Consider the following 10,905-nt stretch of genomic DNA (forward strand, 5'->3'; position numbering starts at 1 on the left):
TTCCGACCATGACTGAACCGAAGTTCGCTTTTTAACTTTTTTATTTATTAGAACCACAACCTGTTAATGGACCTGTACATGCGCACGAATCTAAAGGACAAGATAAAGTTTCATTAGGACCACCTGTACAACCTGCATTAGAATCACAGCCTGGACCGTCAATAATAGAGTTAAGTGTATTGATAGAGATTATTGTACCAGTTCCTCCATTAAGTACATTTTTTTGAAAATTTGAAACTAAACTTTTGTTCAAATTCAACGATTTTAAATTTCTTTTTTTCATAATAATAAGGTTTAAAAATTAATTAATAACTCAAACCTATACGAATTAGAATGAAGAAAAAAAATATGCCTATCGTGATTTATAAATGACGACGAGAATGTCAATAAATTTATGATTTTTGAAGGTTACGACAAGTTTTGCGTTAAGGATAAAGGCATTGTTGGAGCTCTTTGTGAGCTGCTGAATGAAGTTCAGCAGAACGAGCAAAAGCGACTGCCGAAAGCCTGACTATTTTTAATGCGTTAGCAATTTAAAAATGGGAACGCCCAAATAAATGTTAATTCCAGTTTTCGTCAAAGTTTAAACTGTCATAATCGTTGATGTCCAAATCGTCATCGCTGTCGTTGAAACCATACGGATCTTCATCTTCATCAGCTTCAAACTGTTTGTCTGGCGCGCTGTCTGGCAAAATTCCGTGAGAAAATAATAAATTCGGGTACAATTCGCCAGCAACTGGTTCGGCAATTTCAGCAAGTTCCACCAAAAATGTCCACATATTTAAGAAATCGTATACGTAAATTAAGCGTGTTTGCTCTTTCGAAAGTACGCCATCTAAGCTTGTTTCATTCATCAACCGAATTGCATCTTGTCCTTCGCTCATATCAAACTGAGAAATTTCTTCTCCTTGATTCCATTCGTCATCGCTTACGTAAAAAGACGCCATTTCCATTCCATCAAAACCGAACGCTTGTGTAATGGCATTATGAAAGTCTTCAAAAGTTGCATCTTCCTGAATTTCAATGTCTCGGAATACATCTTCTGTTGCGTCTAATATAATTCTGAATCTATAAATCATGGTACTTTAAAAATTTGGATTGCAAATTTACAAACTTTCTGCATTGTTTGTGGCTTTATTTGCTTCTAAGATCAAATAAAATTGAATTCCGAACAAAATGGTTGCCAAAACAATGTGTATGGTTTGTGTTCCAAACGGAAAATCGAAGTAATACATGGCGATTCCCGAAAGGATTTCCAACACTAATAAAAGCATGACCCAATTCATTTTTTTGAATCCTAAAAGTAGTTTTCTATTTCTGTAAAACAAGGCTACATTGACCAATAAAACGACAATGGAAAACGTTCTATGAATGTAAAAATCGAGTTCAGGATTGGCAAGCCACAACGATTTGCTGGTTTCGCCCAACGCGTGAATTTGCTCATCTACAAACTGTCGAACTTGTGTTCCTAATACAATTTGAATCAAAGTTAATACTAATGAAACGTAGAGTAATTTTGTAAAGAAACTGTCTTTTTTATGTGATTTTATTTTGTTGGATGTGACGCTGACAATGTACAATAAGACGGCTACAATGACCAATGCCATCACCATGTGAATTGTAATTTTAAAAGGCGCCAAGTTTGAATCTACAACCGTTTTTCCTAACCAAGCTTGAAACGCCATGCCTAAAACGGTGAAAAATGATAAGAATGTAATGATTTTTTTCTCTCGCCAATACCAAAATGAACCGACAAGTAAGACCAATGTGGCAAGTCCCGCAAGCGCACCAAATAAGCGATTGATGTATTCTACCCATGTGTGAAACGCATTGAAAATTGCGTAATCATGTTTGGTATACGGTTCCCAATTTGAGCTGTTGAACGAAGTAGTCGTTGTAAAATCTTCTTTGGCAACTTGCAACGCTTCATCCACAATAATCACCATTCCATCTTCATAAAAATGATTGGCTTTCCATTCCAATTGTGATGTTTCCGTTGGCGGAATGTAATATCCAAAACATTTTGGCCAATCTGGGCAACCCATTCCGCTTCCCGTCATACGTACAACGGCGCCAGCAATGATAACAATGTACACAAGAATTAATGTGATTTTGGCAATTTTATGAAAATGTTTTTTCATCAATCTATATATTTATTTCGGTTCACAGAAGTATGGATCTGTTACTTTATCGGATGTACTTCTAAACCTAATTCTTTTCCTTTAGCAAGCATAAATGTGTATGCAGCATCGTGTTCGTTTGGTATGTCGCCTTCCAAAATAGCTTCTTTTATCGCATGCTTGATGATTCCGATTTCTCGGGAAGGCTTCAAATTGAATGCTTTCATAATTTCTTCTCCAGAAACTGGCGGTTGAAAATTACGTACATGATCGCGTTCTTCAACTTCTATGATTTTTTCACGAACTATTTTAAAGTTGTTATGATATTTTTCAAACTTTCTCGGATTCTTCGTCGTAATGTCTGCCTCGCATAATGTCATTAAATCTTCCACATGTTCGCCCGCATCAAATACCAAACGACGCACAGCAGAATCTGTAACACCATCTTGCGATAATACAATTGGTCGCGAACTCATCATGACCATTTTTTGCACAAATTTCATCTTTTCATTCAGTGGCATATGCAAACGTTTGAAAAGTTTGAACACCATTTTTCCACCAATAAATTCGTGTCCGTGAAATGTCCAACCAATTTTTTTGTGAAAACGTTTTGTAGGCGCTTTTCCAATATCGTGCAACAATGCTGCCCAACGCAACCAAACGTCTTCCGTATGTTTGGAAATATTGTCGACAACTTCTAAGGTGTGATAAAAATTATCTTTATGTTTTTGACCTTCTTTTTCGTCAATTCCTTTTAACGCTTGTAATTCGGGTAAAATATACGGTAATAATCCTGTTTTTTCTAACAGTATGAAACCGATAGAAGGTGTTTGGCTGCTTAGTATTTTGTTTAATTCTACGACGATGCGCTCTTTTGAAATGATTTCGATACGTTCTGCATTTCGCGTAATAGCTTCCAACGAAACAGGATCAATATTGAACTGCAATTGTGTAGCAAATCGGATGGCACGCATCATACGCAACGGATCGTCCGAATAGGTAATATCTGGATCGAGCGGTGTTACAATTCGCTTATCTTCTAAATCTTGTAAACCGTTAAACGGATCGAGCAAATCTCCAAAAGTAGCTTCGTTTAAACTCAATGCCATTGCATTTATTGAAAAATCACGACGATTTTGATCATCTTGAAGCGTTCCGTTTTCTACCGCAGGATTTCTGCTTCCACGTTCGTAACTTTCTTTACGTGCCCCAACAAATTCAACTTCAATTTCTTTGGTTTTAATCATGGCAGTACCATAATTTTTAAACACTTGTACTTTTGGTTTGTTCGGTAGGAGTGAAGCTACTTTTTTAGCGAGCGCTATTCCACTTCCAACAGCAACGACATCAATATCTTTTGCATCGCCACGTTTCAAAATGAAATCACGTACAAAACCACCAATTACGTAGGTTTCAAGCTGTAATTCGGTTGCCGCTTTTGAAATGGTTGAAAATATATTGAGTTGTAAGGCTTCTTTGTAATTCATTGGTAATACGCTTCGAGTGTTTTCTGTTTATGAGTTTATCAAGTTTTATAGGTTTACAAATCTAACAACCAAAAACAAGCAACTAACAACTAAACTACGCTCTAATTATTTTAATTTCTCCATTGGATCGCAATTGAATGATTGTCGATGGTTTGGAGGCTTTTTTTTCGCTTTGCAAATTTACAACATAGTCAACACCTTTTAAAATCTCAGCACTTATTTCTTGGTAGTTTTTTGGCGTTGGTTGTCCACTAATATTTGCAGAAGTAGATACAATCGGTCGTTTGAATTTCCGAATGAGTTTTTGGCAAAATTCATCATCAGGAATTCTAATCGCTAGGGTTTTATCAGAAGCGACTAAGTTGTCTGCAATGCCAATTGGATTGTCATAAATAATCGTGGTTGGTCTGTCAGCAGCTTCTAACAATTCATATGCTACTTCTGGAATTTCTTCAATATAACGTGCTAACATACGAATGTCGCTGACCAAACAAATTAAGGCTTTGTTTTCTTCACGTTTTTTCAATGCGTAAATTTTTGCTACAGCTTCCGCATTTGTCGCATCGCAACCCAATCCCCAAACAGTATCTGTAGGATATAATATGGTATTTCCTGATTGTAATTGATCAAAAGTTTTCTGAATTTCTTCTGTCATAACTAAAATCGAATTTGCTGTTGTTGTTTTAACGATTCTGATACGTGTGCGCCTCTCCAAACCAAACCTAGCATAAACCATTTTTTAGGTTTTATGAGAAAACTCAAACAATAATACATTCTGATAAAGAGATATTTAGCGGATGAATAATTTTTTTTAATCACATACATATGCGAAATCATTCCTTCTTTACTAATGGCTTTAGAAACGCCTGTACTCACACCTTGATAGTGTAAAATTTTTGCTTCTGGCACTAAAACGCTGGTATAATTTTGTTTTCTGAGTCGGAAACAAATGTCCATTTCTTCAAAATAGAGAAAAATATTTGTGTCAAATCCGCCAACTTTTTCAAATGCTTCTCTTCTAAAAAACATGAACGCACCATTGACAAAATTTACCGCAACAGGTTCGGTATATTCTTTTTTACGTTTCGGAAATTGTGTTGCCCAGTTTTTCTCTAAGAAACTTCTTCCCAATAGCAACTTTCGAATGCCTTTATCATGATCAAACGAAATGACATGATTGTTGTGTTCGTCATAATTTTGCGCCGTGGTGACTCCAACTTTTGGATTGTTTTCCATGTACGAATGTAAAATTGATAAACAATCGTTTTGCAACATGGCATCATTGTTTAGGAATAAAATATACTTTCCATTGGTAAATTGTGCGCCAAACATATTTCCGCCACCGAAGCCAGTATTAATAACACTTCTATGCAATGAAATATGATCGTGCGTTGGGAAATTTTGTGCTAAATGTGTAAAATCTTCAGGGTCGGAATTATTATCCACAACTACAATTTCGTACGACAGCGATTTGTCTGTAAATTCAATAACTGAGTTGATACATTCCAACGTGTACTTTGCGGTGTTGTAATTAATGATAACAATAGAAATATCCTTCATATGCGTAGTTGTTGCGCAAAATTACACAATTTTCTGTTGAATTTTATACTTTTGCGCAAACACAAACCACAATTATGGGACTTCGTTCAAAATTAAAAAAATACCTTTTACACAAAAGATTGCCAATGGAAACCTATGTTCCGGCAAAAATGACAACTCCAGAAAAAATGATCCAAATGGTAACAGCTTGGGAAGGTTTGGAATTGATTATTGAAGATATTTTAGATCGTTTTGAGATTGGACGCGATTCTTGCATAGAATTTGGTGTAGAATTTGGCTATTCTTCGGTAGTTTTTTCAAACTATTTTAAAGAAGTGAAAGGAATTGATATTTTTATCGGTGACGAACATACAGATCATAAAGGCGATCATTACGATAAAACAAAAGCTTCGTTGGCTAAGTTCACAAATATTGAATTGATCAAATCAGATTATCGCGATTGGATTAAGAAAGATGACAAGCAATACAATTTTTCGCATGTCGATATTGTACACAATTATAAAGAAACCTACGAATGTGGATTATGGGCGGCGCAACACAGCCAATGTACCGTTTTTCATGATACCGAAAGTTTTCCTGAAGTGCGAAGAGCTGTCATTGATATCGCGAAAGCAACAGGAAAAAGAGTCTATAATTATCCGCATTGTAACGGATTGGGAATTATTGTGTAATTCGTCCTAAACAAATCACAAACGAGCGTAACGAAATTATTTTGTCACTTTGAGCGCAGTCGAGAAGCTAACGAAAACAATTCGTTTAATTGAATCTCGATAGCTTTGCTTGGTATTTTCAATCAACAAATATGTTGATTTCAATATTGCTCGATTTGACAACAAGTTTAAACCCATACTGATTGAAATCTTCTAAAAAAACACTCATTATTGCACCCTATGCGTTTGGTTATACTTCGCATATTCACAGCGCATTACAACAATATAATCATATTGATGCGGAGATTTTATATCTAGATCAGCCTGTATTTCAATATAAAAACACGTTTCACAAAGTGCAGAATTTCTTTTCAAAACTGTTTTTAGGAAAGAATTTAAAAAAGAGCTTTGTAACCGATAGAATCAAATCTTCCATAACAGAATTAGGCAAGCAAGATGAAATTTTTATCATTCGTCCAGATGTGTTGAATGATGATGTATTACACTTTATAAAAAGTTATACGACAAAGTTTATTGCCTATTATTACGATAGCACACGACGTTTTCCACGAAAAGTAGACATCATTCCGTTATTTGATAAAGTGTATAGTTATGATCGTTTGGATGTTGAAAAATACAATTTAGAATTACTGACAAATTATATTTTTGAAGAAAGCAATCATACAGATTTTGAATATCAATTTTTTAATATTTCTACCAATGATTACCGTTTTCCACTGCTTGAAAACTTAGCAAAGTATTTGAAGCAACACAATTGGAATTACAATATTCAAGTGTATAACGGAAGCGAAATGCCAGCCGAACATGTAGAAATTATTACCACACAAAAATCGATTGCAGAAGTTTCAGCTTTGATACAAAAGGCAAAAATCATAGTTGAAATTCAACGTACAGAGCAAGTTGGTTTGTCCTTTCGAATTTTTGAAGCCTTGGGACATCGCAAAAAGCTCATCACAACCAACAAAGATATTGTCAACTACGACTTTTACCATTCGCAAAATATATTGGTAGTAGACCAAGATGCAATTGAAATTCCAGAAGATTTCGTCACGTCACCATACCTAGAAATTGACGAAAAAATTCTATCAAAATATAAAATTGAAAATTGGGTACAACCTATTTTTGAATTGAAATGATGTAAACTTTTTAGCAAATCATAAAAATTTACATCACTTCTATATTCTATAAAAAATTATGCAGCTGCTTTGTAAACAATGCTTTCTAATTCCTTAAAAGCTTTTTCTTGCGATCCTTTTAGCAACGCTTGTTTTATGAAACCTGCAAGAATTTCAATAATGTTTCTTCGCACTTTTACACTTTTTCCAAAATAAGCATGCATCATTTTATTCGGAATGATGTGATTTATTTTCACGGTATCTTTATTTACAAAAAATAATTTTATGGCATGCATTCCACTTTTTTTAATGATGATGCATTCTTCCAATTGTCCGTTTGTGTCAGTTCTGTGTTCCCAAATATCATATTCTTTAGAGCATTCAAAATTTGATACTCTTTCTAAAAACAAATATAATTTATCTAAAGAATTGTAGTTACTTTTAATTTCAACTAAGTTTTCCATATTGCTACTGTTTTAGGGTTTTGAAATTCATTTGAAGCAAATAAACTTATTTATAGGATGAAAAAGAACTGTTGTTTTTGATGTTTTATAAAAACTCAACCATAAATACTGGCATTTGTAAAAATTTAAAATAAGTGCTTAAGTTATTGTTATATAGCGCTTTATCATGCGAGCAATACTGTGTAAATGCAATACAGTTTATGATTTTTTCGGGTATTCAATTGAACAGCGTAGTTTTTTCTAAATAGTAAAATTGAACACTAGATACAATCAATTTTAAACTATTTTGGTGCGTTTTATATACGTTCAAAAGTTACGATCGCACCACCTTCATACGATTCTACAGTTCCATTTTGTCTCAATAGTTGATTTCCACCTGTAATGTTGAAACCAAATAATAGGTCATTCGTAAACTCAATAGTCAATGTCTGATCATTATTAGAAAGTGTTCCTGTAAATTCGATTTGTCCAGAATAACAAAAATATACGATATCCTGTTCCTGCGAATATGTTGGAAATAAACCGTCTATAATTCCATTACAGTCAATATTTTGAACGAGATTTCCATTGCCATCGTCTAGTAAACGTAGCGAAATAGGAACAAATAAAGGGTTTGTTGCTTTAAAATCATCTCGAAAAATAATAGGACTGATTGTACACGAGCTTTCTTCGAACAAATCAGTAGAGAAAACTCCATCTCCGTTTCCATCTACAGGTGTTTCAATTACAAAACTAACGGCATTCCACTGCGAGCCAAAAACGGCAGGCGGATTGTTCGGATCAACGAAGCATACGGCTACAGGTTGTTCTGGTTGTTCAATAGTGGAGCTTCCTTCCATAGTAACTTCATCGATAGTGCAAGCTGTTATGCATCCTGCCAAAATTATAAATAGTAATTTCTTTTTCATAGCAATTTTGTTTTAGCAATTTATAAGATAGATGGCAGTTTTCTGAAAAGGTTGCGTCAGGGTAATTGTATATTTTAAATGCTAGATTATGAATTGAGAAGTGGTTTAGAATACTGAATTTAAAATGTAAAACCGCAAAATGTAAAATGTAAATGTATTTCGAATAAACGAATACCAAACATACTAAAAATCTAAAAGCGAAGCGTGTCCAATAATCTAATCGCGCGTTAGCGCAGATCTAAATTAAAGTAAGCTTCTATAGACTTCTTCATATTGTTTAGCCGTTGCATTCCAGTCAAAACTTGTAGCACGTTTGATGTATGCCTGTTCGTAGATTTCTTTGTTCGTTTCAAACGTATGCATGCCTTTTTCAAATACTTCTGCCATATAGTTAGCATCATAATGTTCCCAGAAAAACGCATGTTCGCCACCAATTTCTGGCAACGATGTATTGTGAGATAAAAAGACAGGTTTTCCAAATCGCATGGCTTCAATTGGCGGAATTCCAAAACCTTCACGCAATGATGGAAATACAAAAGCAGTACAGTTTTGTAAGTAATATTGTTTGTCCAAATCGTCAATTTTCCCTGTAATAATGACACGATCTTGCAACTTGTATTTTTGAATGGTTTCAGCCAATTTTCCATTTGCATATTCAGTGCTATTATTTCCCGAAAGGATTAAATTGAAATCGGGCAATAACGCTAACATTTCCACTAAAGTGTGAAAGTTTTTGCGCGGTGTAAATTCTCCGATACTGAACAAATACGGTTTATTTGAAACTTGTGGCGGTTTATGATTTGCAGGAAGTGTCACATCACGAATTGGATTTCCATTGTAAATGACATATTCAGGAACATCTGGAACGTCAAAATATTTGTGTGTAGATGCTTTCGCGAAGTTTGAAATATAGGTAATAGCGTTGCTACGTTCTAGTTTTTTACGAAAACGGACATTGCGTTCGTGATGCATGTCATTGGATTCTTCTTCAATAAAATTGACATCATGAACCGTCAAAAGGTATGGAATATCATGATACGGCTCAATCTTTATATTTTGGTTTAACGAATGCCACAAATCGTACTTTTTTCGAATACGAAGCATCGGATAGCGACGAAAGGATTGGTATTTCTTGTAGTCAAAATAATTTCCAAATTCGTCTTTAAGTTTGCTGAGGTCTTTCGCGTGAAGCGTCATTTTAAAATCATCAATATTTGCTTGATACAATCCTTTTATCAGATGATAATTGAACTGACCAAACCCAAAATGAAGGTTTTTGATATTATGTGATTCTAAAAAAACATTTTTCATACCTAATTATTGAATTTTTCGATACATCGTCCACAATTGTAAATAGCGTTTGAATACTGAAAACGCATGAACATAACACAAAATGAAACCTTCTTTTCCGTCTAAAATTCCCAATCGTAAAAAGTATTGATGTACAAAACGATACCAAGGTCTAAAGATAAAATGATACGCATTTGGACGCACATTTTTTTTGTACAACGCTTCGGCTTGCAAACGACTATACTGACTTAACTTTTGATTGTAATTGTCAAAACTTTTATACGTTTGATGTGCGACAGCATGTTGCAAAGTGCCAATCTTTTCAGTTGTTTCAATGGTTTCGTGTACAGGTTTTCCATTGTAACGACCGTATTTTTTGTGAAACAATCGTACTGAAACATCTGTTTGAAAACCACTATATTTCATGCGTTTTCCCATAAAATGAAAATCACGTTTTACATGGTACACTTTCATTGAGTTTTCAGATTGTACAGTTGCTATAATTTCGTCAGCTAATGCTTTTGGCACTTCTTCATCCAAATCAAAAAAGGTAATCCAATCGTGTGTAGCTTGCTCAATGGCAAAGTTTTTCTGAGAAGAAAAATCGTCAAACTTTCGTTGAATTAGCGTAATATCATATTTCTGGGCAAGTTCTACCGTTTTATCAGTGCTAAACGAATCTACAATGATGATTTCATCGGCAAACGAGAGTTGTTCAATATATTTCTCAATATTGTCTTCCTCGTTATATGTAATGGCTAACGCACTAATTTTTGTATTCATAAGAAATATGAAGCGTTGTTGGCTTTCAAAATTTATTCAGTAGCGACAAAAGTAATGATTTTACAATGATTTTAAACTGTAATTATTGATTAACGATGTATGCGTCTTTAAAATAAAACGATCATAAATAATTCGTCATTTTTCAGCCTACAATTACAACCGAGAATACGACAATCGTAGCTATAGTTTCTTTTTTGTTGCTCTGTACTTCGCTAATTTCGGGTAATTATTAATATTCAAAAATCGTATTATTATGAAAAAAAAGAGTTTAAAATCTTTGAAGTTAAACAAGAAATTAATTTCGTCTGTTAACCAGCCTGTCGGCGGTAGAGGATTAGGGTATTTCTCCATTCCTTTTTCAGATTGTTGCCTTACAGCACCATGTCCAACCGAATCAGAAGAAGGACGTTGTTACACTGAAAATCCAAATGAGTGTATTGCTCCGCCAAATCCTTAATAGTTGGAAATTTTAACACAAAGCGAACTTCGGTTCAGTCATGGTCGGAA

General features: G+C 34.3%; 13 protein-coding genes. 3 read left to right on the forward strand and 10 right to left on the reverse strand.

Going from position 1 to position 10,905, the window contains the following annotated elements; translation table 11 throughout:
* Positions 1 to 40: 40 nt before the first annotated feature.
* The 6 genes from AA089_RS22145 to AA089_RS22170 form a co-directional block, all read right to left on the reverse strand.
* Positions 41 to 283: a hypothetical protein gene (locus AA089_RS22145; RefSeq protein WP_046759208.1), complete on the reverse strand. Its 243-nt coding sequence runs from the start codon at positions 281 to 283 to the stop codon at positions 41 to 43.
* Positions 284 to 560: 277 nt separating this feature from the next.
* Positions 561 to 1,079: an IS1096 element passenger TnpR family protein gene (locus AA089_RS22150; protein ID WP_046759209.1), complete on the reverse strand. Its 519-nt coding sequence runs from the start codon at positions 1,077 to 1,079 to the stop codon at positions 561 to 563.
* Positions 1,080 to 1,106: 27 nt separating this feature from the next.
* Positions 1,107 to 2,141: a COX15/CtaA family protein gene (locus AA089_RS22155; RefSeq protein ID WP_046759210.1), complete on the reverse strand. Its 1,035-nt coding sequence runs from the start codon at positions 2,139 to 2,141 to the stop codon at positions 1,107 to 1,109.
* A gap of 41 nt (positions 2,142 to 2,182) precedes the next feature.
* Positions 2,183 to 3,607: a CCA tRNA nucleotidyltransferase gene (locus AA089_RS22160; protein WP_046759211.1), complete on the reverse strand. Its 1,425-nt coding sequence runs from the start codon at positions 3,605 to 3,607 to the stop codon at positions 2,183 to 2,185.
* 94 nt (positions 3,608 to 3,701) lie between these two features.
* Positions 3,702 to 4,262 (reverse strand): L-threonylcarbamoyladenylate synthase, encoded by a 561-nt coding sequence (locus AA089_RS22165; protein ID WP_046759212.1) that lies wholly within the window; start codon positions 4,260 to 4,262, stop codon positions 3,702 to 3,704.
* Positions 4,263 to 4,264: 2 nt separating this feature from the next.
* Positions 4,265 to 5,167, reverse strand: coding sequence for a glycosyltransferase family 2 protein (locus AA089_RS22170; RefSeq protein ID WP_046759213.1), 903 nt, complete (start codon positions 5,165 to 5,167; stop codon positions 4,265 to 4,267).
* A gap of 74 nt (positions 5,168 to 5,241) precedes the next feature.
* Between AA089_RS22170 and AA089_RS22175 the strand changes: the two genes are divergently transcribed.
* Together AA089_RS22175 and AA089_RS22180 are read left to right on the forward strand one after the other, a co-directional pair.
* The gene (locus AA089_RS22175) at positions 5,242 to 5,838 is read left to right on the forward strand and encodes a class I SAM-dependent methyltransferase (protein ID WP_046759220.1); all 597 of its coding nucleotides are present in this window, start codon (positions 5,242 to 5,244) and stop codon (positions 5,836 to 5,838) included.
* Between the two features lie 182 nt (positions 5,839 to 6,020).
* A complete protein-coding gene (locus AA089_RS22180; protein WP_046759214.1) occupies positions 6,021 to 6,974 on the forward strand; it encodes a hypothetical protein in 954 nt (317 codons plus the stop codon).
* A 56-nt stretch (positions 6,975 to 7,030) separates the two neighbouring features.
* Here AA089_RS22180 and AA089_RS22185 read toward each other — a convergent pair whose 3' ends face one another.
* The 4 genes from AA089_RS22185 to AA089_RS22200 all read right to left on the reverse strand — a co-directional run bounded on the left by AA089_RS22185 (position 7,031) and on the right by AA089_RS22200 (position 10,398).
* On the reverse strand, positions 7,031 to 7,417 hold the full coding sequence (locus tag AA089_RS22185; protein ID WP_046759215.1) for a hypothetical protein: 387 nt from the start codon (positions 7,415 to 7,417) through the stop codon (positions 7,031 to 7,033).
* Between the two features lie 296 nt (positions 7,418 to 7,713).
* Positions 7,714 to 8,325 (reverse strand): hypothetical protein, encoded by a 612-nt coding sequence (locus tag AA089_RS22190; RefSeq protein WP_046759216.1) that lies wholly within the window; start codon positions 8,323 to 8,325, stop codon positions 7,714 to 7,716.
* A gap of 243 nt (positions 8,326 to 8,568) precedes the next feature.
* Positions 8,569 to 9,636 carry a glycosyltransferase family 4 protein gene (locus tag AA089_RS22195; protein ID WP_046759217.1) on the reverse strand — a complete coding sequence of 356 codons (1,068 nt, stop codon included), beginning with the start codon at positions 9,634 to 9,636 and terminating at the stop codon, positions 8,569 to 8,571.
* Positions 9,637 to 9,642: 6 nt separating this feature from the next.
* Entirely contained in the window at positions 9,643 to 10,398 is a 756-nt protein-coding gene (locus AA089_RS22200; protein WP_046759218.1) for a glycosyltransferase family 2 protein, read from the reverse strand.
* Positions 10,399 to 10,651: 253 nt separating this feature from the next.
* Between AA089_RS22200 and AA089_RS22205 the strand changes: the two genes are divergently transcribed.
* The gene (locus tag AA089_RS22205; RefSeq protein WP_046759219.1) at positions 10,652 to 10,855 is read left to right on the forward strand and encodes a hypothetical protein; all 204 of its coding nucleotides are present in this window, start codon (positions 10,652 to 10,654) and stop codon (positions 10,853 to 10,855) included.
* The last annotated feature ends 50 nt before the right edge of the window (positions 10,856 to 10,905 follow it).

The organism is Kordia jejudonensis (assembly GCF_001005315.1).
In the GTDB taxonomy this organism is placed as follows: domain Bacteria; phylum Bacteroidota; class Bacteroidia; order Flavobacteriales; family Flavobacteriaceae; genus Kordia; species Kordia jejudonensis.

Excerpts from the sequence above, each read along its gene's own strand:
- AA089_RS22145 (WP_046759208.1), bottom strand. The coding sequence starts at position 283 with ATGAAAAAAAGAAATTTAAAATCGTTGAATTTGAACAAAAGTTTAGTT.
- AA089_RS22150 (WP_046759209.1), bottom strand. The coding sequence starts at position 1,079 with ATGATTTATAGATTCAGAATTATATTAGACGCAACAGAAGATGTATTC.
- AA089_RS22155 (WP_046759210.1), bottom strand. The coding sequence starts at position 2,141 with ATGAAAAAACATTTTCATAAAATTGCCAAAATCACATTAATTCTTGTG.
- AA089_RS22160 (WP_046759211.1), bottom strand. The coding sequence starts at position 3,607 with ATGAATTACAAAGAAGCCTTACAACTCAATATATTTTCAACCATTTCA.
- AA089_RS22165 (WP_046759212.1), bottom strand. The coding sequence starts at position 4,262 with ATGACAGAAGAAATTCAGAAAACTTTTGATCAATTACAATCAGGAAAT.
- AA089_RS22170 (WP_046759213.1), bottom strand. The coding sequence starts at position 5,167 with ATGAAGGATATTTCTATTGTTATCATTAATTACAACACCGCAAAGTAC.
- AA089_RS22175 (WP_046759220.1), top strand. The coding sequence starts at position 5,242 with ATGGGACTTCGTTCAAAATTAAAAAAATACCTTTTACACAAAAGATTG.
- AA089_RS22185 (WP_046759215.1), bottom strand. The coding sequence starts at position 7,417 with ATGGAAAACTTAGTTGAAATTAAAAGTAACTACAATTCTTTAGATAAA.
- AA089_RS22190 (WP_046759216.1), bottom strand. The coding sequence starts at position 8,325 with ATGAAAAAGAAATTACTATTTATAATTTTGGCAGGATGCATAACAGCT.
- AA089_RS22195 (WP_046759217.1), bottom strand. The coding sequence starts at position 9,636 with ATGAAAAATGTTTTTTTAGAATCACATAATATCAAAAACCTTCATTTT.
- AA089_RS22200 (WP_046759218.1), bottom strand. The coding sequence starts at position 10,398 with ATGAATACAAAAATTAGTGCGTTAGCCATTACATATAACGAGGAAGAC.
- AA089_RS22205 (WP_046759219.1), top strand. The coding sequence starts at position 10,652 with ATGAAAAAAAAGAGTTTAAAATCTTTGAAGTTAAACAAGAAATTAATT.